Raw genomic sequence first — 21,254 nt, 5'->3', positions numbered from 1 at the left:
TTTTGCACGCTATTCGCGCATTTTCAGGGCGGAGCTAACCAAAGTGATGCACTCAGCTGTTCAAAGTCCTCTCAAGACCGCTGCTACAGATGGGTATCTTGAAGCCTTGCGGTGCCCAGGACTAAAACGGCACGTCCCCCAGAATCGTCGCTCGATGCATCACCCGGCGTTGAGGCCGGTAGTCATCCACCGCGTAATGCTGCGTGACACGGTTGTCCCACATCGCAACGTCGTTTTCCTGCCAGCGCCAGCGGATGGTGAACTCGGGGCGTGTCGTATGGGCGAACAACAGTTTCAGAATCGCCTCGCTCTCCGCGGGCTCCAGTTCGTTGATCCGCGTGGTGAAACCGTCGTTCACGAACAGCGCTTTACGTCCGCTGACCGGGTGCGTGCGAATGACCGGATGAGACAGCGGCGGATTCTTGCGCCGCGTTTCCTCCCAGCGCGCCAAGTCTGCGGCCGTGGTGCCGAAGCGCTCCAGCGGAAAGGACCGGGTGAAGTCGTGGGTCGCGCTCAGACCGTCAAGCAGGGATTGCATGGGCCGCGACAGCGCTTCGAATGCCGCAATCCCGCTGGCCCACAATGTATCGCCACCATAGGCCGGTAACTGTTTGGCACTCAGCACGGCACCCATCGCAGGCGTCGGCAAGAAGGTGACGTCGGTATGCCAGACGGCGTTGTCACGCACATCGGTGACGGCTGTGTCGAGAATCAGCACTTCAGGCTGCCCTGGCACATTGGGGTAAATCGGATGAATGTGCAGGTCGCCAAACCGGGCGGCAAATCGCGCCTGTTGTTGTGGCGTGATCGGTTGTTCCCGGAAGAACAGCACCTGGTGTTCGAGCAGCGCCTGCTCGATGGCGTTGCGTTGTTCGGCGTTCAGATCCCGGCTCAGGTCGACGCCGCTGATCTGCGCGCCCAGTGCTGAACTGAGCGGGGTGATTTGAAGGTTCATCGTGGTTCTCGTTCGTTCGGCGCCGAATTGTCGGCGTAGTCAGTCTTTTGGAAGGGGCGCTGCTCAGTGAGCCTGTCCGTGCCAAGGCACCAGCTTGCGCTGCACGGCGCGCAAGCCCATCTCCATGGCAAAGGCAATAAGCGCGATGACCAGGATTCCCAGCACCACGACGTCGGTCACCAGAAACTGAGCGGCGGACTGAACCATGAAGCCAAGGCCACTGGTGGCGGCGATCAATTCAGCGGCGACCAGTGTCGACCAGCCCACCCCTAGGCCAATGCGAACCCCGGTCAGGATGTCCGGCAGGGCGCTTGGAACAATCACATGCCGGATCAACTGCCAGCGGCTGGCACCCAGAGATTGGGCCGCGCGTAGTTTGGCCGTATCGACAGTGCGCACGCCGGTGGCAGTGGCGATGGCAATCGGCGCGAAGATCGCCAGATAAATCAGCAACACCTTGGAGGATTCACCGATACCGCACCAAATCACGATCAATGGCAGATAGGCCAGCGGTGGAATAGGGCGATAGAACTCGATCAGCGGGTCGAAGATGCCGCGTGCGATGCGGTTATGTCCGATAGCGATGCCCACGGGAATGGCGGTCAGCACAGCAACGCTCAAGGCCAGGCCGATGCGTTGAAGGCTGGCGCCCAAGTGCTGCCAGAGCGTGGACTCCATGTAGCCTTTGGTCATGAGTAACCACGCCTTTTCCAATACCGCCGAGGGCGGCGGCAGGAAGAGCGGTTCGATCCACTCCAGCGCGGTGACCAGCCACCAGATCGCGAGCAGGAAAATGAGCGTCAGCACGCTGATCGTGCGGGTGCTCAAAAGAAAACCGCGAGATTGAGGACCTGCGGTTCTCCCTGTAGGCGAGGTTCCGATCAGGGGATCGCTGACGCGTGCCGATTGAGGCTGGCTCATGCCCGTTGCTCCTGAATCGCTCGGCGCTGGGAAAAGACCCGGTTCAACACGTGTTCGCGGGTTTCGATGAATTGCGGATCGGACTTGATCGCTCGGGCTGACTCCCCTGCGCTATAGCGTTGGCCGAAGTCGAGTTTGAGGTGCTCGACGATGTGCCCCGGATTCGGTGCCAGCAGGATCAGGTCAGTGGCGAGGAACACCGCTTCTTCGATGTCGTGGGTTATCAGGAACACAGGTTTGGCGCTGCGTTGCCAGACTTGCAACAGCAGTTCCTGCATCTGTTCCCGGGTGAACGCATCCAGCGCCCCGAAGGGCTCGTCCATCAGCAACACGCGTGGATCGGCTGCCAGTGCGCGGGCCAGGCCGACGCGTTGCTTTTGCCCGCCGGACAGTTGCCAGATACGGCGGCTTTCGAAGCCGGCCAGATCAACCAGCGCGAGCATCTCGTGAGCTTTCGCTTCGCGCTGGGCGCGGGGTACGCCAGCCAGTTCCAGACCGAATGCCACGTTCGCCAGCACATCCTGCCAAGGCAACAACGCGTCGTCCTGAAACACCACACCGCGTTCGGCGCTCGGTCCTTTGACTGGCACGTTATCGAGCGTTATGCGTCCGGCGCTGGGCTCGACGAAGCCAGCGATCAGGTTCAGCAGTGACGTCTTGCCGCTGCCGGATGGGCCAAGGGCGACCAGCAATTGTTGGGGGCCAAGGCTCAGGGAAATGTCCGACAGCACGGGCTGCGCTGCACCAGGATACTGTGCGCAGATGCGCTCCAGCTGTAACAAGGCCATGGCGATGGCTCCGCTTCTTTAATAGGAATGTGTTCTTGAGGCTGTGTCGACTATCTGTAGCAGTCCGGCTTGCTGGCGGTGGCGTCTTCAAAATTGCCACCGCCGGCAAGCGGGACTGCTACAGGGGTTGAGGCGCCTGGTCCGTCTGAGTCAGGCGCCATGCCCCTGTTTACTGAGTGACGAACTTCGCGCTGACGTAAGGCGTGTAGTCCGCCAGAACGGCATCGACCTTGCCCTGTTCCTTGAGAAACGCGGCAGTCTTGCCGATAGCGTCGGTGGTCGGTGCGCCCAGCTCTTTCACCTGATCGGACGCCAGGGGATAAACGTTGCCCTGCAAGAGACCTGGGATGTCGCCCGCCTTGGCGCCGGACAGTTTCACCAGCTTGTCGACGTTGCCGCTGTTGGCCAGCCACGCAGCAGGGTCTTTGCGGTAATCCGCATAGGCATCGAGGGTGGTCTTGGCGAACGCCGTCACGATCTCGGGATGTTTTTCAGCGAAGTCCTTGCGCACGATCCAGGCGTCGAACGTCGGAGCACCGACCTTGGCCAACTCTCCCGAGGTAATCAGCACTTTGCCGGTTTCCTTGGCCACACCCAGCGCCGGGTCCCAGACGTAGGTCGCGTCGATATCGCCGCGCTTCCATGCCGCCGCAATAGCGGGTGGGGCGAGGTTGAGAATGGTGACTTTCGCAGGATCGATGTTCCAGTGCTTCAGTGCCGCGAGCAGGCTGTAATGGCCGGTGGATACGAAAGGCACGGCGATCTTCTTGCCGATCAGATCCTGTGGGCCATTGATGCCGGAACCGTTGCGCGCAACGAGCGCTTCTGCGGCACCGATCTGGGTTGCGATCAGGAAGGTTTCAACGGGCAGCTTGCGAGTCGCAGCAGCGGTGAGCGGGCTGGATCCGAGATAGCCGATCTGCACATCACCCGAAGCGATGGCCGTGATGACGTCCGCGCCGTTCTCGAACTTGCGCCAGGAGATCGTTGAACCCGTCGCTTTTTCATAGGCGCCGTCAGCCTGGGCAACCTTGGCCGGGTCTACGGTGGTCTGATAGGCGACTGTGAAGTCCGCTGCCTGTGCAAGCAGCACAGATCCGGCCAGCGAAAGCGCGGCCAGTAGTCGAACAGGGTTGAGCAGTTTCATGGGGACGCTCCGAAGCAAGGCAGGCCGGGGACTGGATGCTGTGAAGCGTAATTGATCTAAAAAATAGAAAATAAATAACTTTTTAGAATTAGCTTAGAGGGCATTTCGTGGATGCCCTGCGCGGAAAAATAGCTGAAAGACGAAAAGTGGTGACCACCGACGACCGTTCACCGAACTGTCACATTTTGCACATAGGATTTGGCCGCTCGACATGAAGGGTGTATTCGCCGTCAGGAATCAGGCTTCCATAGAGGCTACCGACATCGTCGTCATGGATTTCTGCGGCGCATCCAGCGTAGCCGGGTTTTACCAGTTAACTGACAAGTACATTCCGCACAGTGACGAGAAAGCGACGGGTAGCAGGGTGACAACCGTAATAAATCGGTCTACTCGGCCGTCAATTTGTGCATTTTCAAAGGCTTATATCTCTAATTCTCATCTTGTTTCACAGGCCGACAGTGACTGAGCGGTCTGGTTCCGGTCATACGATCTGCCAAAACTTATCGATCTGACGAACGGAGTAGAAATATTTTTTGGGAATTAGGTTAAGACGCCGATACACTCCGCAACGGACGGCTGAAACGGCTTGTGACATATAACTGCTTGGCATAAAGGCAGGCTCACAAAGTCTTTTTAGGTTTAAAGGATTTTCCTTAACTTGCAGCCAGTGGGAAGCGCGGTCTAGTCATTTAGTCTCGGGTCCATTGACTCTCTGAGTCCGGTCCGGCGCTAATCGCGCATCCGCGGTCTTGAGCCTCCCGGCACATGGCCAACGAACTACAAAAATTAGATTCAAGAGGAGCGAAACACAATGAAGAAGTCCACCCTGGCCTTGGCCGTATCTGTAAGCGTAATGGCCGCTCAGGCTGGTGCAGCTGGTTTCCTGGAAGACAGCAAGGCAACCATCAGTTCCCGTACCATGTGGTTTGAAAACGACAACCGTGACGGCGGTGCCGACCAGCGCGAAGCTGCTGAAGGTCTGCTGTTCAACTTCATCTCCGGCTACACCCCAGGCACCGTAGGTTTCGGTCTGGACGTACAGGGCATGTACGGTCTGCACCTTGACGGTGGTAAAGGTCGTCACCCTGACAGCAACAGCTTCTTCCCAAGCGACAGCGACGGTTCGGCTGTAGCGGACTGGGCTCGTGGCGGTGCAAACGCCAAGGCCAAGTTCTCCAAGACCGAGCTGAAAATCGGTACCGCTCTGCAGCCTAACCTGCCGATCCTGGTCGCGAACGACGGCCGCTTGCTGCCACAGACCTTCAGCGGTGGCACCATCCAGTCCAAGGAAATCGACGGCCTGACTTTCAACGGCGGTAAGCTGGAGCACCAGGCTGCTCGTGCTTCGAGCAACTACTCCGGTCTGTCGGTCAACGGTGCAACCCGCGATTCGAACAACTTCGTATTCGGCGGTCTTGACTACAAAGTCACCAAAGACCTGACCGTGCAGTATTACTACGCCAACCTGGAAGACTTCTACAAGCAGCACTTCCTGGGTCTGGTACACGTCCTGCCGATCGGCGACGACCAGTCGTTCAAGACTGACCTGCGTTACTTCGACAGCAGCTCCGACGGCAAGAACGGCCAGGGCGCTTCGGGCTACGGCTTCAACAACAACGGCGGCTATGCCAAGCACGCTGGCGAAGTTGATAACAAAACCTGGACTGCGATGTTCACCTACACCCTCGGCGGCCACGCGCTCATGCTCGGGCACCAGCGTGTGAATGATGACGGCGGTATGGTCTGGCTGAACCAGGGTTCGGTACGTGACGGCAACAACCGTCCGGAAGGTGAGGGTGGTTCGAGCTTCTACCTGTTCACTGACTCGATGATCAACCAGTTTGCCCGTGCCGGTGAAAACACCACCTTCGGCCAATACTCGTATGACTTCGCACGCGTTGGTGTTCCAGGCCTGAAGGCTGCGTTCGCTTACTTGCACGGTACCGACATCAAGGCTACCAACGGCGTTGGCGGCGATTCGTCCGAGTGGGAACGTGACATGCGTATCGACTACGTGTTCCAGGACGGTCCTCTGAAGGGCTTCGGCGCTACCCTGCGTCGTGCCAACTACCGTGGCGATGCCACCGGTATCGCAGACCAGGACCAGACTCGTCTGATCTTCAACTACACCTACGCTTTCAAATAAGTGTTGAGTTGTTAAGTTGAAAAAACCCCGCTTCGGCGGGGTTTTTTTATGCCTGAAAAACACCTCTCAGGCTCGATCCGTCGAGAATCCGATGATCACTGGTTGCTTATTCATTTCGGTGCTAACCAAATGAATAAATATGATTTTAGAGAATAACAAAGCCCTGTTAAGGTCTCTGCGTCCTGGCGAGATCGCCAGCTATGAATCCCCCGAACACCTTACTGGTCCGCCATCGGACAAGCAGGTGCCACCTGATAGCTACAAGCAAAGGAGCGTGCCATGCGCACTGTCATTTTGCGTCAAGGCCTGGTCGCTCTGTTTGCTGCGGCAGTGTCCTTTGGCGTTCTAACTCAGGCTCAAGCCGATACGCTGCGCATCGGTTACCAGAAGTACGGCACTCTGGTGCTGCTCAAGGCCAAAGGCTCGCTGGAAAAGAAGCTCGCCGATCAGGGCGTGCAGGTGCAGTGGACCGAGTTCCCTGGCGGCCCTCAATTGCTTGAAGGCTTGAACGTGGGCTCCATCGATTTCGGCGTGACCGGTGAAACACCTCCCGTCTTTGCTCAGGCCGCTGGCGCCGATCTGCTTTACGTGGCTTCCGAGCCGCCTGCGCCGACCAGCGAAGCGATCCTGGTACCCAAGGATTCGCCGATCACGTCGGTCAAAGACCTCAAGGGCAAGAAAGTCGTTCTCAACAAAGGCTCCAACGTTCACTACCTGCTGGTGCGTGCGCTTGAAGAAGCAGGCCTGAAATATACCGATATCCAGACCGTGTTCCTGCCGCCCGCCGATGCCCGCGCTGCGTTCGAACGTGGCAGCGTCGATGCCTGGGTGATCTGGGACCCGTACCAGGCCGCCGCCGAGCAGCAGCTTCAGGCACGCACGCTGCGAGATGGCAAAGGCATCGTCGACAACAACCAGTTCTACCTGGCGACCAAGCCTTATGCGCAACAGCATCCCAAAGTGATTCAGACCCTGGTCGAAGAGGTTCGCGCGGTAGGTGAGTGGTCCAAGGCCAATCCGGAAGAGGTCACTCAACAAGTCGCCCCATTGCTGGGCCTGCCGGAAGACATCACGCGCACTTCAGTGAAGCGCCAGGGTTACGGGGCGTTGTTCATCACCCCTGAAACCGTCGCCGCGCAGCAGAAAATTGCCGACACGTTCTACCAGCTCAAGCTGATACCCAAACCGCTCAGCATCGCCGATGTGATCTGGACGCCACCCGCTGCTGTCGCGAAAGCACAGTAAGCCCCGGCCTTGAGAGGAGACAACTCCATGAGCGTAGAACGATTCACTCACAGGCTGGCGCCCTGGCTGCTACCGGTCTTGTTGTTGGCGGTCTGGCAACTGGCGGTGAGCGCGAGTTGGCTGTCCACCCGGATTCTGCCGGCCCCGAGTGCGGTGATCGAAGCGGGCGTGACACTGGTGCGTAGCGGAGAAATATGGACGCATCTGGCGATCAGCGGCTGGCGTGCGGCGATTGGTTTCGCCATCGGCGGCGGAATCGGCCTGGCGCTGGGTTTCATCACCGGGTTGTCGAAGTGGGGCGAACGTCTGCTCGACAGTTCGGTACAGATGATTCGCAACGTGCCGCATCTGGCGCTGATTCCACTGGTGATCCTGTGGTTCGGGATCGACGAGAGCGCGAAGATATTTCTGGTGGCACTGGGCACGTTGTTCCCTATTTACCTGAACACCTATCACGGGATTCGCAACATCGATCCGGCGCTGGTGGAGATGTCGCGCAGCTACGGCTTGTCCGGCTTTGGGCTGTTCCGGCATGTGATTCTGCCGGGTGCGATGCCTTCGATTCTGGTTGGCGTGCGTTTTGCGCTGGGCTTCATGTGGTTGACGTTGATCGTCGCCGAAACGATTTCGGCCAGTTCCGGCATTGGGTATCTGGCGATGAATGCCCGGGAGTTTCTACAGACGGATGTAGTGGTGCTGGCCATCGTGCTTTACGCCGTGCTCGGCAAGCTGGCCGACCTGGCTGCGCGAGGTCTGGAACGGGTCTGCCTGCGTTGGCACCCAGCGTATCAAGTGGCTAAAGGTGGCGCGCGATGAGCAATCTCCAACAACCGGCAAACCTGTTGCGCGGGATCCCCTTGCAAGTACGCAAGCTGAAGAAGACCTTCGGCTCGCGGGAAGTGCTCAAAGACATCGACCTGCACATTCCGGCCGGGCAATTCGTGGCTGTCGTCGGCCGCAGCGGTTGCGGCAAGAGCACGTTGTTGCGCTTGCTCGCTGGCCTTGATCAGCCGTCGAGCGGCCAGTTGCTGGCAGGCTCTGCGCCTCTGGCAGATGCCCGCGAAGACACGCGTTTGATGTTCCAGGAGGCGCGACTGCTGCCCTGGAAGAAGATCATCGACAACGTCGGTCTGGGCCTCAGTGGTGGTGACTGGCGTGACAAGGCGCTGGAAGCACTGGATGCGGTCGGTCTGGCAGAGCGTGCCAATGAATGGCCAGCGGCTTTGTCTGGCGGCCAGAAACAGCGCGTTGCGCTGGCGCGAGCATTGATTCACCAACCGCGTCTTTTGCTGCTGGACGAGCCTTTGGGCGCACTGGATGCATTGACTCGGATTGAAATGCAGCAATTGATCGAGCGTCTTTGGCAGAAGCACGGTTTCACGGTGCTGCTGGTGACGCACGACGTCAGCGAGGCCGTTGCCATCGCTGATCGGGTTTTGCTGATTGAAGAGGGCCGCATCGGTCTGGATCTGCAGGTCGATCTGGCGCGGCCTCGAGCGCGCGGCTCGCATCGGCTGGCTGCGCTGGAAACCGAAGTGCTCAACCGTGTGTTGTCGTTACCCGGCACACCGCCCGAGCCCGAACCGACTTCACCCCTGCCCACGCAATTGCGTTGGGCCAATTGAATCGGGCGCAATCTTGCGCCCGGAACTGATCTCACAAAGGAAGCGCTACCATGACTATCAAAGCCATCAACGTTCGTAACCAGTTCAAAGGCACCATCAAGGAAATCGTTACCGGCGACGTACTGTCCGAAATCGACGTGCAGACGGCGTCGGGTATCGTCACTTCCGTTATCACCACCCGCTCGGTCAAGGAGCTGGAACTGGTGGTCGGCAGCGAAGTGATCGCATTCGTGAAGTCCACCGAGGTGTCGATCGCCAAGTTGTGATCGATGCGCTGTGAACAACCCCGGAGGGTGAGAACCCTTCGGGGTTTTGACGTTGGGGACCCGGCATTGTAGGAGCGCGCTTGCCTGCGACACGGTGGGTCAGATACATCAATGGCGATGGATACACCGCAATCGCGGGCAAGCGCGAATCGTTTTGCGGTGATCAGGCTTCGGCGCGCTTGGGCAAAAACGGCGGGAGGTAGAGGCCCAGATACGCATCAAACACCCGCAGGCCTTCCTCGGCCATGCGCGGAGTGATCGCGTCGTGCAGTTGCACCGAACGGGCGTAGACACGGTCGGCGAGTTCAAGGGCCAGCGCAAAGACTTCGACATCGTCTGGCAGGGCCGGAAGCTGAAAATGCCTGGCAAACAATTCGTGCATGAGGTTGCCCAGCTCAACGTCGTGCTGACGGTCGGCCTGTGTCACTTCGGTCAGGCCGTGCTGCGCAAGAATCAACTGGCGAGCGGCAGCATCTTCGCTGTAGATCGTGAGCATGCGGGTTTCGACCAGACGCGACAGGTCGTGCCAGTGATTGAGCTGTGCGTGATCGATAGGCTGTTGAAGGCTCTGGCGGAAAGCCCCGTGAATGTCTGCGGTCAGGCCTTCGAGCAAGGCCGGGACACTGGCGAAGAAGTGATAAACCGAAGAAGGCGGGATTTGCGCCCGTTCGGCGACGCTGTAGATCGACAGACTCGCCACGCCGTCGGACGCCAATAGCGCACGTGCGGCATCGAGAATCGAATCGATCCGTGCCTGGCTGCGTGCGCGGGGTTTGCGTGGAGTGGCGGGGCGGGTCATCGAAGCGTCTCTGGGTTCAGGTCTGGCGCATTGTACGCGAGGTCATTGTGCAGATTGCATTCGGTGTAGGAGCGCGCGGGCAAGCGCGCTCCTACACCGTCTAAAATAAAAAACGCCCCTGACCTAGCGGTTCAGGGGCGTTCTTTTTATTTCACACAGCCGTCACACGGTGTGCAGATACCAGTTGTATTCAAGGTCGGAGATGGAGTGTTCGAACTCCTCCAGCTCACTCTCCTTGCACGCAACGAAGATATCGATGTACTTCGGATCAATGTACCTGGCCATGACTTCGCTGTCATCGAGCTCGCGCAATGCATCGCGCAGGTTGTTCGGCAGGCTTTGTTCATGCTGCTCGTACGAGTTGCCTTCGACCGGCGCGCCAGGCTCGACCTTGTTGGTCAAACCGTGGTGAATACCCGCCAGAACCGAAGCCATCAACAGATACGGGTTGGCGTCTGCACCGGCGACGCGGTGCTCGATACGTACGGCATCGGCGGTGCCGGTTGGCACACGAACCGCAACGGTACGGTTATCCAGACCCCAGGTAGGCGAATTGGGCACGTAGAACTGAGCACCGAACCGGCGATACGAGTTGACGTTCGGGCAAAGGAACGCCATCTGCGCCGGTAGGGTCTCGAGCACACCGCCGATCGCATGACGTAATGCGGCGTTCTGCTCGGGATCCTCACTGGTGAAGATGTTTTTGCCATCGCGATCCAGGATCGAGATGTGGACGTGCAGACCGTTACCCGCCTGGCCTGGATAAGGCTTGGCCATGAAGGTGGTGTCCATCTCATGGTCGTAGGCGATGTTCTTGATCAGTCGCTTGAGCAAGACCGCGTAGTCGCAGGCTTTCAGCGCGTCGGCGGTGTGGTGCAGGTTCACTTCGAACTGCGCCGGGGCGCTTTCCTTGACGATCGCGTCGGCAGGGATGCCTTGCTCTTTCGCACCTTCCAGAATGTCCTGGAGGCAATCGACGTATTCGTCGAGGTCGTCGATCAGGTAGACCTGTGTCGAGTGCGGGCGTTTACCGGAGATCGGCGAGCGTGGAGGCTGTGGACGACCGTTCACGTTCTCCTGATCGATCAGGTAGAACTCCAGTTCGAATGCAGCGCAGATGGTCAGACCCATCTCGTCGAACTTGGCCACCACCTGACGCAGCACTTCACGAGGGTCGGCGAAGAACGGCTCGCCTTCCAGTTCGTGCATGGTCATCAGCAGTTGAGCGGTAGGACGCTTCTGCCACGGTTCGTTGCAGAGAGTGTCGGGGATTGGATAACAGATTCGGTCAGCGTCACCGATGTCCAGACCCAGACCGGTGCTTTCCACCGTCGAGCCATTGATATCCAGTGCGAAAAGAGAAGCTGGGAGGTTGATGCCTTTTTCGTAAACCTTATGGAGGCTGGTACGTTCAATGCGCTTTCCGCGCACCACTCCATTCATATCTGCAATCAGAAGGTCAACGTATAGAACCTCAGGATGTTCCTTAAGGAACGCGTTCGCTTCGTTGAGCTGAACGGCACGCGGGGGTACCGACATGATGCAACACCTTTGTTGTTGAAAATATCAATCATCGAGCATTACGGGTTTCAGTCAATCCGAAACCCTTGATGAAGTCAAGAGAGGCCTGTTTTGCCCTAAAACGGCGCCGCGAGGGCGTTTTTGCCGCACTTTAGGGCGAATTTTAGGCCGTTGGAGGAGGCGGGAACTGCGATCTTGAGCGGGGCGTGTTTTATTTTTTACGGCCCTGTTGTGTAAAAAAATGAACAACGCTAAGCTCGGTCGCAACCCATAACAGCAATAATACCGGGGGTCACATGTCTCGCCTTCCGCTGATCGGCGTCACCGCCTGCACTCAGCTAATCGGCTCGCATGCCTATCACATCAGTGGTGACAAATACGTCCGCGCAGTTGCCGTTGCTGCCAAGGGCCTGCCGCTGATTCTGCCGTCACTGGCAGAGCTCATCAATCCGGCCGATATCCTCTCGGTGGTCGATGGTTTGCTCTTCACCGGTTCTCCTTCCAACGTCGAACCCTATCACTATAGCGGTCCCGCCAGCGCGCCGGGCACTGCTCACGATCCTGCACGCGACGCCACCACCTTACCCCTTATTCGCGCCGCTGTGGCTGCTGGCGTGCCTGTGCTGGGTATTTGCCGCGGGTTTCAGGAGCTGAATGTGGCATTTGGCGGTAGCCTGCACCAGAAGGTTCACGAGACTGGAACCTTCATGGATCATCGTGAGCCAGACAACGAACCCGTTGAAATTCAGTACGCTCCCAGCCATCCGATGCGGATTCAGCCGGGCGGCGTTTTAGCCGGCCTGGGGCTTGCGCAGGAAATTCGTGTCAATTCAATTCATGGGCAGGGCGTCGAGCGTCTCGCCCCGGGTTTGCGGGTCGAAGCGACAGCGCCGGATGGTCTGATTGAAGCGATCTCGGTTCCACCGGGCGCGCCTTTTGCTACAGCCGATGTATTCGCCCTAGGCGTTCAATGGCATCCGGAGTGGCAAGTCACGCAAAACCCCGACTATTTTTCAATCTTCCAGGCATTTGGCGATGCCTGTCGAAAACGAGCAAGACAACGCGACGCCGATGCGTCCAAATAACGCCTGATCGCCATGAGGCGTTCAGGACATTGAAACCCCTGAGGTATTTATGAGTACCAACCTCGACCAGCTCACCGATTGGTTGAAAGAACACAGGATTACCGAAGTCGAGTGCATGATCTCCGACCTCACCGGTATCACGCGTGGCAAGATCTCTCCGACCAACAAGTTCATTGCCGAAAAGGGCATGCGCTTGCCGGAAAGCGTATTGCTCCAGACCGTGACCGGGGACTATGTCGAAGACGACATTTATTACGAGTTGCTGGATCCCGCAGACATCGACATGTTCTGCCGTCCTGACCAGAACGCGGTGTATCTGGTGCCCTGGGCTATCGAGCCCACTGCGCAGGTGATTCACGACACCTATGACAAGCAAGGTAATCCGATCGAGCTGTCGCCGCGCAACGTACTGAAAAAGGTGCTCAAGCTCTACGCCGATCAGGGCTGGCAGCCGATCGTGGCGCCGGAGATGGAGTTCTACCTGACCAAACGCAGCGACGACCCCGACTATCCGCTGCAGCCACCGGTTGGCCGCTCGGGCCGTCCGGAAACCGGGCGCCAGTCGTTCTCCATTGAAGCGGCGAACGAATTCGACCCGTTGTTCGAAGACGTCTACGACTGGTGCGAGCTGCAGAATCTGGATCTCGACACCCTGATTCACGAGGACGGCACGGCGCAGATGGAAATCAACTTCCGTCACGGTGATGCCCTGTCGCTGGCCGACCAGATTCTGGTGTTCAAGCGCACCATGCGTGAAGCCGCGCTCAAACATGACGTGGCGGCGACTTTCATGGCCAAGCCCATGACCGGCGAGCCTGGCAGCGCCATGCACCTGCATCAGAGCATCGTCGACATCGAGACCGGCAAGAACATCTTCTCCAATGAAGACGGGACCATGAGCGAGCTGTTCCTGCAGCACATCGGAGGTCTGCAGAAGCTGATCCCGGAGCTGTTGCCGTTGTTCGCGCCCAACGTTAACTCGTTCCGCCGCTTCCTGCCGGACACCTCGGCCCCGGTGAACGTGGAATGGGGCGAAGAAAACCGCACCGTCGGGCTGCGCGTGCCGGATGCCGGGCCACAGAACCGCCGTGTTGAGAACCGCCTGCCGGGGGCCGACGCCAACCCGTACCTGGCAATTGCCGCGAGTCTGTTGTGCGGCTTCATCGGCATGGTCGAGGGCCTCAACCCGAGCGCACCTGTGGTGGGGCGTGGTTACGAACGCCGCAACCTGCGCCTGCCGTTGACCATCGAAGACGCGCTGGAGCGGATGGAGAACAGCAAGACCGTCGAGAAATACCTCGGCAAGACGTTCGTGACCGGCTACGTCGCGGTCAAGCGCGCCGAGCACGAAAACTTCAAGCGTGTGATCAGCTCGTGGGAGCGGGAATTCCTGCTCTTCGCCGTCTGAAGCCAGGTGCCACGGGCCCGGCCAGGCCCGTGGCGCCTTCCACGCGATACCCAGTCAATGGAGTGGTTCATGAGTTCCAACAATCCACAAACCCGCGAATGGCAAGCCTTGAGCAACGATCACCACCTCGCGCCGTTCAGCGACTTCAAGCAGCTCAAAGAGAAAGGCCCGCGCATCATCACCAACGCCAAAGGCGTTTATCTGTGGGACAGTGAAGGTAACAAGATTCTCGACGGGATGGCTGGCCTCTGGTGTGTCGCCATCGGTTACGGTCGCGACGAACTGGCCGATGCGGCCAGCAAGCAGATGCGTGAGCTGCCTTATTACAACCTGTTCTTTCAGACCGCTCACCCGCCCGCGTTACAGCTGGCCAAGGCCATTTCCGAGATTGCGCCGCAGGGCATGAACCATGTGTTCTTCACCGGTTCCGGTTCCGAAGGCAATGACACCGTGCTGCGCATGGTTCGTCACTACTGGGCGGTCAAAGGCAAACCGAGCAAGAAAGTCATCATCAGCCGCATCAACGGCTACCACGGCTCGACCGTTGCGGGCGCGAGCCTGGGTGGCATGACCTACATGCACGAGCAGGGCGACTTGCCGATCCCGGGCATCGTTCACATTGCGCAGCCGTACTGGTTCGGTGAAGGCGGCGATATGACCCCGGACGAGTTCGGTGTCTGGGCTGCCGAGCAACTGGAAAAGAAAATTCTGGAAGTCGGCGAAGACAACGTCGGTGCGTTCATTGCCGAGCCGATTCAGGGCGCGGGCGGCGTGATCGTTCCGCCGGCAACCTACTGGCCGAAGATCAAAGAGATCCTCGCCAGATACGACATTCTGTTCGTCGCCGACGAGGTGATTTGCGGCTTTGGCCGCACCGGTGAGTGGTTCGGTAGCGATTTCTATGACCTCAAGCCCGATCTGATGACGATTGCCAAGGGCCTGACCTCGGGCTACATCCCCATGGGCGGCGTGATCGTACGCGACGAAGTGGTGAAAGTGCTCAACGAAGGCGGCGACTTCAACCACGGCTTTACTTACTCCGGTCACCCGGTAGCGGCCGCGGTAGGTCTGGAAAATATCCGGATCCTGCGTGAGGAAAAGATTGTCGAGCGAGTGAAATCGGAAACGGCACCATACTTGCAGAAACGTCTGCGTGAGTTGAGCGATCATCCATTGGTGGGTGAAGTTCGTGGCGTCGGCATGCTTGGTGCCATTGAGCTTGTGAAAGACAAAGCCACTCGCGAGCGTTACGTCGATCGAGGTGTGGGCATGATCTGCCGAACGTTCTGCTTCAATAACGGACTGATCATGCGGGCGGTGGGTGACACGATGATCATCTCGCCACCGCTGGTCATCAGCTTTGCCGAGATCGATGAGTTGGTGGAAAAAGCACGCAAATGCCTGGACCTGACGTTGGCCGAGTTGCAGAAGTGAAACCCTCTGTAGCAGCACGGCTTGCCGGCGGTAGCGGTGTCAAGAACGTCACCGCCGGCAAACGGAACGCCGCCCGGCCGGACTGCTACAGGGACGGTGTTCATCCAGGTCGACGGATGAGGGTTCGGAGGGCGAGGGTATTTGCGTGCAGATGAAATCTTTGAAAGTTATGCAATAAGGCAGGCCGCTCTGCTTGTAAGCCCGCCCAGGAAATTGCCAGACTAACGGTTGTTTTAGTCGCCGCTAACATAAAACATTGGAGCTGTACGAATGAAGAAATTTGGCAAAACCCTCCTCGCCATGTCCCTCATGGGCGCAGTGGCCGCAGCAGCTCACGCCGATGACAAAGTTTTGCACGTCTACAATTGGTCCGATTACATCGCACCTAACACCATTGCCGATTTCGAAAAAGAATCGGGCATCAAAGTGGTGTACGACGTCTTCGACAGCAACGAGACCCTGGAAGCCAAATTGCTGGCTGGCAAGTCCGGCTACGACATCGTCGTCCCGTCGAACAACTTCCTGGCCAAACAGATCAAGGCCGGTGTTTATCAGGAGCTGGACAAGTCCAAGCTGCCTGACTACAAAAACCTGGACCCTGCCTTGTTGAAAGCCGTGTCGATCAGCGACCCGGACAACAAACACGCCTTCCCATACATGTGGGGTTCGATCGGAATCGGTTTCAACCCGGACAAGGTCAAGGCTGCACTGGGTGCCGATGCGCCGGTCAATTCCTGGGACCTGCTGTTCAAGCCCGAAAACGCTGCCAAGCTGAAAGCCTGTGGCGTGAGCTTCCTCGATTCGCCAACTGAAATGCTGCCAGTCGCGCTGCATTACCTGGGTCTGCCAACCGACAGCCAGAAGAAAGAAGACATCCAGAAAGCCGAAGACCTGTTCAAGAAGATCCGTCCTTCGGTCACCTACTTCCACTCTTCCAAGTACATCTCGGACCTGGCCAACGGCAACATCTGCGTAGCCGTGGGTTACTCGGGTGACGTGTACCAGGCCAAGGCGCGTGCTGAAGAAGCGGGCGGCAAGGTCAAGGTCAGCTACAACATTCCGAAAGAAGGTGCTGGCAGTTTCTACGACATGGTCGCCATTCCGAAAGACGCAGAAAACGTCGAAGGCGCCTACAAGTTCATGAACTTCCTGCTGCAGCCTAAAGTCATGGCCGAAATCACCAACGCCGTTCACTTCCCGAACGGTAACAAGGCCGCGACCGAGTTCGTCGACAAGGACATCACCTCTGATCCAGGCGTTTATCCGCCAGCAGACGTTCTGGCCAAGTTGTACGCGATTGCCGACTTGCCGGCAGCGACTCAGCGCCTCATGACCCGCAGCTGGACCAACATCAAGTCGGGCAAGTAAGCCTGTAGCGTGCTGTCTCGACAGCACGCGCAGTACCTCTGTAGGAGCGCGCTTGCCCGCGATTGCGATCTGCATGTGCCAGATCTGTCGCTGACACACCGCAATCGCGGGCAAGCGCGCTCCTACAGCCTGGAGTGTCGGGGCAGCAATAACGAAAATTATTTTTGCGAGAAGGGTTTATCGAAGGTAAGTTGCGCGCCGGATTTGTCACAGGCAGTGGTTACTGTCGTCGGCACGGGCAACAGGCCCACCTACTGAAAAAGGACTGCAAACGTGTCTATTTCTTTATTTTCCAAAGGCTTGCTGCTGGGCGCCGGCCTGACGCTCGCCGCCGGTGCTTACGCGGACTCCACCGTCCGCATTTATAACTGGTCCGATTACATCGGCACCACGACGCTGGAGGACTTCACGTCCACCACAGGGATCAAGACCAAGTACGACGTCTTCGACTCCAACGAAACGCTGGAAGGCAAGCTGCTGGCCGGTCACACCGGGTATGACGTGGTCGTGCCGTCCAACCACTTCCTTGGCAAACAGATCAAGGCCGGTGCGTTCCAGAAACTCGACAAGTCGCAACTCCCCAACTATTCCAACCTCGATCCCGAACTGATGAAGCGTCTGGAGAAGAACGATCCAGGCAACCAGTATGCTGTCCCTTATCTGTGGGGCACCAACGGCATTGGTTACAACGTCGACAAGATCAAACAAGTGCTGGGTGTCGACACGATCGATTCGTGGGCCGTGCTGTTCGAACCCGAGAACATCAAGAAGCTGCAGAAGTGTGGCGTCGCCTTCCTCGACTCGGCGGACGAAATGATGCCGGCGGTGCTGAATTACATGGGCCTGAACCCCAACAGCACCGACGAGAAAGACTACAAGGCCGCCGAAGCCAAGTTGCTCAAAGTCCGCCCGTACGTGACCTACTTCAACTCGTCGAAATACATCACGGATCTCGCCAATGGCGACATCTGCATCGCGGCCGGTTTCTCCGGCGACGTGTTTCAGGCCAAGGCTCGCGCCGAAGAAGCCGGCAAAGGCGTGAACATCGCCTACTCGATCCCGAAAGAGGGCGGCAACCTGTGGTTCGACATGCTGGCGATTCCGGCTGACGCACCTGACGTAAAAGCCGCTCACGCATTCATCAACTACATCCTCAAGCCGGACGTGATCGCCAAGGTCAGCGATGAAGTGGGCTACGCCAACCCGAACCCGGCGTCGGGCGAGCTGATGGATCAGGACATTCGCAACGACGAATCGGTTTACCCCTCGAAAGAAGTGCAGGAGCGCCTGTACGTCAACTCCGAGTTGCCACCGAAAATTCAGCGTGTGATGACGCGCAGCTGGACCAAGATCAAAACCGGTAAATAAAGACCTGGCGCCCGGCCGTATTGGCCGGGCGCAAAAACAGTTGGGAGTTTCACCCATGGCAGTTGCCTCCGGCGCCTACAAAAAAGCCCTTGAGGGTGGTCAGCAACCTAAACAGGTGCTGGTCAAAATCGATCGGGTCACGAAGAAGTTCGATGAGACGGTTGCTGTGGACGATGTGTCTCTGCAGATCAACAAAGGCGAAATCTTCGCCTTGCTTGGCGGTTCAGGCTCAGGGAAGTCCACGCTTCTGCGCATGCTGGCCGGCTTCGAGAGACCGACCGAGGGGCGAATTTTTCTCGACGGCGTCGACATCACTGACATGCCGCCTTACGAGCGTCCGATCAACATGATGTTCCAGTCCTACGCGCTGTTCCCGCACATGACCGTGGCGCAGAACATCGCCTTCGGGCTGCAACAGGACAAGCTGCCCAGGGCCGAGATCGACGCCCGCGTGGGCGAGATGCTCAAGCTGGTGCAAATGACCCAGTACGCCAAGCGCAAGCCGCACCAACTGTCCGGCGGACAGCGTCAGCGTGTGGCCCTGGCCCGCTCGCTCGCCAAGAAGCCCAAGCTGCTGCTGCTCGACGAACCGATGGGCGCACTGGACAAGAAGCTGCGTTCGCAGATGCAGCTGGAACTGGTGGAAATCATCGAGCGCGTCGGCGTGACCTGCGTGATGGTGACCCATGACCAGGAAGAGGCCATGACCATGGCCCAGCGCATCGCGATCATGCACCTGGGCTGGATCGCCCAGATCGGCAGTCCGGTGGACATCTATGAAACGCCGACCAGCCGCCTGGTCTGTGAATTCATCGGCAACGTCAACCTGTTCGACGGCGAAGTCATCGAGGACATGGAAGGCCACGCGCTGATCCGCAGCCCCGAGCTTGAGCGCAACATCTACGTCGGCCACGGCGTCAGCACCTCGGTGGAGGACAAGCACATCACCTACGCCATTCGCCCGGAAAAACTGCTCATCACCACCGAGCAGCCGACCTACGAATACAACTGGTCGCGCGGCAAGGTCCACGACATCGCCTATCTGGGCGGTCACTCGGTGTTCTACGTGCAACTGGCCTGCGGCAAGCTGGTTCAGTCGTTCGTCGCCAACGCCGAACGCCGTGGCGCACGGCCAACCTGGGATGACGAAGTGTTCGTCTGGTGGGAAGACGACAGCGGCGTGGTACTGCGGTCATGAAAATTCGAAAAATAAAACGAGCCCTTAATCGAATAACGCCCAATGGCCGTCAAGCTGTCATCGGAGTTCCGTTCCTGTGGCTGTTCCTGTTCTTCGCGCTGCCGTTTCTAATCGTCATCAAGATCAGCTTCGCTGAAGCCGACGTCGCGATTCCGCCGTACACCGAAATCTTCTCCTACGCCGAGCAGAAGCTCGACATCGTGCTCAACTTCGCCAACTACGCGTTGCTGACCGGCGACGATCTGTATATCTCGGCGTACCTGGGTTCGTTGAAGATGGCCTTCTTCAGCACCCTGCTGTGCCTGTTGATCGGCTATCCGATGGCCTACGGCATCTCCATCGCCCGCAAGGAAATGCAGACGGTGCTGTTGCTGCTGATCATGATGCCCACCTGGACCGCGATCCTGATCCGGGTTTACGCGTGGATGGGCATTCTCAGCAACAACGGTCTACTCAACGCCTTCCTGATGTGGCTGGGCGTCATCAGCGAGCCTTTGCAAATCCTCAACACTAACCTTGCGGTGTACATCGGCGTGGTCTATTCGTACCTGCCGTTCATGATCCTGCCGCTGTACGCCAACCTGGTGAAACACGACCAGAGTCTGCTGGAAGCGGCTTCGGATCTGGGTTCGAGCACCTTCAACAGCTTCTGGAAGATCACCGTGCCGCTGTCCAAGAACGGCATCATCGCCGGTTGCATGCTGGTGTTCATTCCGGTGGTGGGCGAGTTCGTCATCCCTGAATTGCTGGGCGGCCCCGAGACGCTGATGATCGGTAAAGTCCTGTGGCAAGAGTTCTTCAACAACCGCGACTGGCCGGTGGCGTCTTCGCTGGCGGTAGTGATGCTGTTGATCCTCATCGTGCCGATCATTCTGTTCAACCGTAGCCAGGCTAAAGAACTGGAGGGCAAGGCATGAGAGGCTTCCGATTCTCGAACCTGATGTTGGTACTGGGCCTGATCTTCATCTATGCGCCCATGGTCATTCTGGTGATCTACTCGTTCAACGCCTCCAAGCTGGTGACGGTCTGGGGCGGCTGGTCGGTGAAGTGGTACGTCGGCCTGCTCGACAACACCCAACTGATGAGCGCCGTGATGCGTTCGCTGGAAATCGCCCTCTACACCTCGGTCGCCGCTGTTGCGCTGGGGACCATGGCGGCGTTCGTACTGACGCGCATCACCCGCTTCAAGGGCAAGACGTTCTTTGGTGGCTTGGTCACCGCGCCTCTGGTCATGCCTGAGGTGATCACCGGTCTGTCGCTGTTGCTGCTGTTCGTGGCGATGGCGCAACTGATCGGCTGGCCGCAGGAGCGCGGCATCGTCACCATCTGGATCGCGCACACCACGTTCTGCGCGGCGTATGTGGCGGTGGTGGTGTCGGCGCGTCTGCGTGAGCTGGACATGTCTATCGAAGAAGCGGCCATGGACCTGGGTGCGCGGCCGTGGAAGGTGTTCTTCCTGATCACCATCCCGATGATCGCGCCGTCGCTGGCAGCGGGCGCGATGATGTCGTTTGCGCTGTCGCTGGATGACCTGGTACTGGCGAGTTTCGTTTCCGGTCCGGGTTCTACGACCCTGCCGATGGAAGTGTTCTCGGCGGTGCGTCTGGGCGTTAAGCCTGAGATCAACGCGATTGCCAGTCTGATTCTGCTGGCGGTATCGATTGCGACCTTCTTGGTGTGGTTCTTCAGCCGCCGCGCTGAAAACAACCGCAAGCGCGCGATTCAGCAAGCGATCGAGGAAGCGGCGGCGGAGGGCTGGAAACAGCCGGATGTGCGTCGTGCTCAGGTGGTCGAGCCGGTTTGATGTCCTGATAACACCAATGGTCGCGCCCATGATTCATGAGCGAGATCGTTTGTTTCTGCCCGGAGGGCGTGGGAGTGCGGCTTGCCGACGATCTGCCGGGAACCGGCAGTCTACCCTGCGGATGCGGTGCTTATGCCACGACAAGATGCCTGGTTTTACTGCCGGTTCCCGGCAGA

At 58.4% G+C, this 21,254-nt stretch carries 19 protein-coding genes; 13 read left to right on the top strand and 6 right to left on the bottom strand.

Annotation, left to right across the window (positions count from 1 at the left end):
• Nucleotides 1-121 precede the first annotated feature (121 nt).
• The 4 genes from tauD to tauA all read right to left on the bottom strand — a co-directional run bounded on the left by tauD (nt 122) and on the right by tauA (nt 3,811).
• A complete protein-coding gene (tauD, locus tag D3M70_RS23265) occupies nt 122-955 on the bottom strand; it encodes a taurine dioxygenase (RefSeq protein ID WP_120127967.1) in 834 nt (277 codons plus the stop codon).
• A gap of 63 nt (nt 956-1,018) precedes the next feature.
• The gene (tauC, locus tag D3M70_RS23260; RefSeq protein WP_375233020.1) at nt 1,019-1,876 is read right to left on the bottom strand and encodes a taurine ABC transporter permease TauC; all 858 of its coding nucleotides are present in this window, start codon (nt 1,874-1,876) and stop codon (nt 1,019-1,021) included.
• Nucleotides 1,873-2,664, bottom strand: coding sequence for a taurine ABC transporter ATP-binding subunit (tauB, locus tag D3M70_RS23255; protein WP_120127966.1), 792 nt, complete (start codon nt 2,662-2,664; stop codon nt 1,873-1,875). Before tauB ends, tauC begins: the two co-directional genes overlap by 4 nt.
• Before the next feature lie 169 nt (nt 2,665-2,833).
• Nucleotides 2,834-3,811, bottom strand: a complete 978-nt coding sequence (tauA, locus tag D3M70_RS23250; protein WP_120127965.1) for a taurine ABC transporter substrate-binding protein — start codon at nt 3,809-3,811, stop codon at nt 2,834-2,836.
• An 811-nt stretch (nt 3,812-4,622) separates the two neighbouring features.
• Between tauA and D3M70_RS23245 the strand changes: the two genes are divergently transcribed.
• The 5 genes from D3M70_RS23245 to D3M70_RS23225 all read left to right on the top strand — a co-directional run bounded on the left by D3M70_RS23245 (nt 4,623) and on the right by D3M70_RS23225 (nt 9,093).
• Nucleotides 4,623-5,957 carry an OprD family porin gene (locus D3M70_RS23245; protein ID WP_120127964.1) on the top strand — a complete coding sequence of 445 codons (1,335 nt, stop codon included), beginning with the start codon at nt 4,623-4,625 and terminating at the stop codon, nt 5,955-5,957.
• A 279-nt stretch (nt 5,958-6,236) separates the two neighbouring features.
• Nucleotides 6,237-7,202, top strand: coding sequence for a sulfonate ABC transporter substrate-binding protein (locus tag D3M70_RS23240; RefSeq protein WP_120127963.1), 966 nt, complete (start codon nt 6,237-6,239; stop codon nt 7,200-7,202).
• 27 nt (nt 7,203-7,229) lie between these two features.
• Nucleotides 7,230-8,018 carry an aliphatic sulfonate ABC transporter permease SsuC gene (gene ssuC / locus D3M70_RS23235; RefSeq protein ID WP_120127962.1) on the top strand — a complete coding sequence of 263 codons (789 nt, stop codon included), beginning with the start codon at nt 7,230-7,232 and terminating at the stop codon, nt 8,016-8,018.
• Nucleotides 8,015-8,827, top strand: coding sequence for an aliphatic sulfonates ABC transporter ATP-binding protein (gene ssuB / locus D3M70_RS23230; protein ID WP_120127961.1), 813 nt, complete (start codon nt 8,015-8,017; stop codon nt 8,825-8,827). Before ssuC ends, ssuB begins: the two co-directional genes overlap by 4 nt.
• A gap of 50 nt (nt 8,828-8,877) precedes the next feature.
• Nucleotides 8,878-9,093: a molybdopterin-binding protein gene (locus D3M70_RS23225; protein WP_062379390.1), complete on the top strand. Its 216-nt coding sequence runs from the start codon at nt 8,878-8,880 to the stop codon at nt 9,091-9,093.
• A gap of 163 nt (nt 9,094-9,256) precedes the next feature.
• On the opposite strand, the gene D3M70_RS23220 is transcribed toward D3M70_RS23225, so the two are convergent.
• Nucleotides 9,257-9,892 carry a TetR/AcrR family transcriptional regulator gene (locus D3M70_RS23220; protein ID WP_120127960.1) on the bottom strand — a complete coding sequence of 212 codons (636 nt, stop codon included), beginning with the start codon at nt 9,890-9,892 and terminating at the stop codon, nt 9,257-9,259.
• Nucleotides 9,893-10,054: 162 nt separating this feature from the next.
• Nucleotides 10,055-11,431 (bottom strand): glutamine synthetase family protein, encoded by a 1,377-nt coding sequence (locus tag D3M70_RS23215; protein WP_120127959.1) that lies wholly within the window; start codon nt 11,429-11,431, stop codon nt 10,055-10,057.
• A 278-nt stretch (nt 11,432-11,709) separates the two neighbouring features.
• Between D3M70_RS23215 and D3M70_RS23210 the strand changes: the two genes are divergently transcribed.
• The 8 genes from D3M70_RS23210 (at nt 11,710) to D3M70_RS23175 (ending at nt 21,078) form a co-directional block, all read left to right on the top strand.
• Nucleotides 11,710-12,498 carry a gamma-glutamyl-gamma-aminobutyrate hydrolase family protein gene (locus D3M70_RS23210; protein ID WP_120127958.1) on the top strand — a complete coding sequence of 263 codons (789 nt, stop codon included), beginning with the start codon at nt 11,710-11,712 and terminating at the stop codon, nt 12,496-12,498.
• A 49-nt stretch (nt 12,499-12,547) separates the two neighbouring features.
• Nucleotides 12,548-13,906, top strand: coding sequence for a glutamine synthetase family protein (locus D3M70_RS23205; protein ID WP_120127957.1), 1,359 nt, complete (start codon nt 12,548-12,550; stop codon nt 13,904-13,906).
• 69 nt (nt 13,907-13,975) lie between these two features.
• The gene (locus tag D3M70_RS23200; RefSeq protein ID WP_120127956.1) at nt 13,976-15,340 is read left to right on the top strand and encodes an aspartate aminotransferase family protein; all 1,365 of its coding nucleotides are present in this window, start codon (nt 13,976-13,978) and stop codon (nt 15,338-15,340) included.
• A gap of 270 nt (nt 15,341-15,610) precedes the next feature.
• Nucleotides 15,611-16,708: a polyamine ABC transporter substrate-binding protein gene (locus tag D3M70_RS23195; RefSeq protein ID WP_120127955.1), complete on the top strand. Its 1,098-nt coding sequence runs from the start codon at nt 15,611-15,613 to the stop codon at nt 16,706-16,708.
• Nucleotides 16,709-16,981: 273 nt separating this feature from the next.
• Nucleotides 16,982-18,076 carry a polyamine ABC transporter substrate-binding protein gene (locus D3M70_RS23190; protein WP_120127954.1) on the top strand — a complete coding sequence of 365 codons (1,095 nt, stop codon included), beginning with the start codon at nt 16,982-16,984 and terminating at the stop codon, nt 18,074-18,076.
• Nucleotides 18,077-18,131: 55 nt separating this feature from the next.
• A complete protein-coding gene (potA, locus tag D3M70_RS23185) occupies nt 18,132-19,274 on the top strand; it encodes a polyamine ABC transporter ATP-binding protein (RefSeq protein WP_120127953.1) in 1,143 nt (380 codons plus the stop codon).
• A complete protein-coding gene (locus D3M70_RS23180) occupies nt 19,271-20,191 on the top strand; it encodes an ABC transporter permease subunit (protein ID WP_120127952.1) in 921 nt (306 codons plus the stop codon). The genes potA and D3M70_RS23180 overlap by 4 nt, the downstream gene beginning before the upstream one ends.
• Entirely contained in the window at nt 20,188-21,078 is an 891-nt protein-coding gene (locus D3M70_RS23175; RefSeq protein WP_120127951.1) for an ABC transporter permease subunit, read from the top strand. Before D3M70_RS23180 ends, D3M70_RS23175 begins: the two co-directional genes overlap by 4 nt.
• Nucleotides 21,079-21,254: the final 176 nt, after the last annotated feature.

The sequence above is a fragment of the Pseudomonas sp. LS-2 genome (assembly GCF_003605735.1).
Lineage (GTDB): Bacteria > Pseudomonadota > Gammaproteobacteria > Pseudomonadales > Pseudomonadaceae > Aquipseudomonas.
The sequence above is the reverse complement of the archived record's forward strand: the minus strand, read 5'-3'. Positions and strand labels throughout refer to the sequence as shown.

Bases quoted from the DNA above. Each gene is read 5' to 3' on its own strand.
- D3M70_RS23240 (WP_120127963.1), top strand. From the start codon at position 6,237: ATGCGCACTGTCATTTTGCGTCAAGGCCTGGTCGCTCTGTTTGCTGCG.
- D3M70_RS23180 (WP_120127952.1), top strand. From the start codon at position 19,271: ATGAAAATTCGAAAAATAAAACGAGCCCTTAATCGAATAACGCCCAAT.
- ssuB (WP_120127961.1), top strand. From the start codon at position 8,015: ATGAGCAATCTCCAACAACCGGCAAACCTGTTGCGCGGGATCCCCTTG.
- D3M70_RS23175 (WP_120127951.1), top strand. From the start codon at position 20,188: ATGAGAGGCTTCCGATTCTCGAACCTGATGTTGGTACTGGGCCTGATC.
- tauD (WP_120127967.1), bottom strand. From the start codon at position 955: ATGAACCTTCAAATCACCCCGCTCAGTTCAGCACTGGGCGCGCAGATC.
- tauA (WP_120127965.1), bottom strand. From the start codon at position 3,811: ATGAAACTGCTCAACCCTGTTCGACTACTGGCCGCGCTTTCGCTGGCC.
- D3M70_RS23195 (WP_120127955.1), top strand. From the start codon at position 15,611: ATGAAGAAATTTGGCAAAACCCTCCTCGCCATGTCCCTCATGGGCGCA.
- D3M70_RS23245 (WP_120127964.1), top strand. From the start codon at position 4,623: ATGAAGAAGTCCACCCTGGCCTTGGCCGTATCTGTAAGCGTAATGGCC.
- D3M70_RS23205 (WP_120127957.1), top strand. From the start codon at position 12,548: ATGAGTACCAACCTCGACCAGCTCACCGATTGGTTGAAAGAACACAGG.
- D3M70_RS23220 (WP_120127960.1), bottom strand. From the start codon at position 9,892: ATGACCCGCCCCGCCACTCCACGCAAACCCCGCGCACGCAGCCAGGCA.
- D3M70_RS23200 (WP_120127956.1), top strand. From the start codon at position 13,976: ATGAGTTCCAACAATCCACAAACCCGCGAATGGCAAGCCTTGAGCAAC.
- D3M70_RS23215 (WP_120127959.1), bottom strand. From the start codon at position 11,431: ATGTCGGTACCCCCGCGTGCCGTTCAGCTCAACGAAGCGAACGCGTTC.
- D3M70_RS23210 (WP_120127958.1), top strand. From the start codon at position 11,710: ATGTCTCGCCTTCCGCTGATCGGCGTCACCGCCTGCACTCAGCTAATC.
- ssuC (WP_120127962.1), top strand. From the start codon at position 7,230: ATGAGCGTAGAACGATTCACTCACAGGCTGGCGCCCTGGCTGCTACCG.
- tauC (WP_375233020.1), bottom strand. From the start codon at position 1,876: ATGAGCCAGCCTCAATCGGCACGCGTCAGCGATCCCCTGATCGGAACC.
- potA (WP_120127953.1), top strand. From the start codon at position 18,132: ATGGCAGTTGCCTCCGGCGCCTACAAAAAAGCCCTTGAGGGTGGTCAG.
- D3M70_RS23225 (WP_062379390.1), top strand. From the start codon at position 8,878: ATGACTATCAAAGCCATCAACGTTCGTAACCAGTTCAAAGGCACCATC.
- tauB (WP_120127966.1), bottom strand. From the start codon at position 2,664: ATGGCCTTGTTACAGCTGGAGCGCATCTGCGCACAGTATCCTGGTGCA.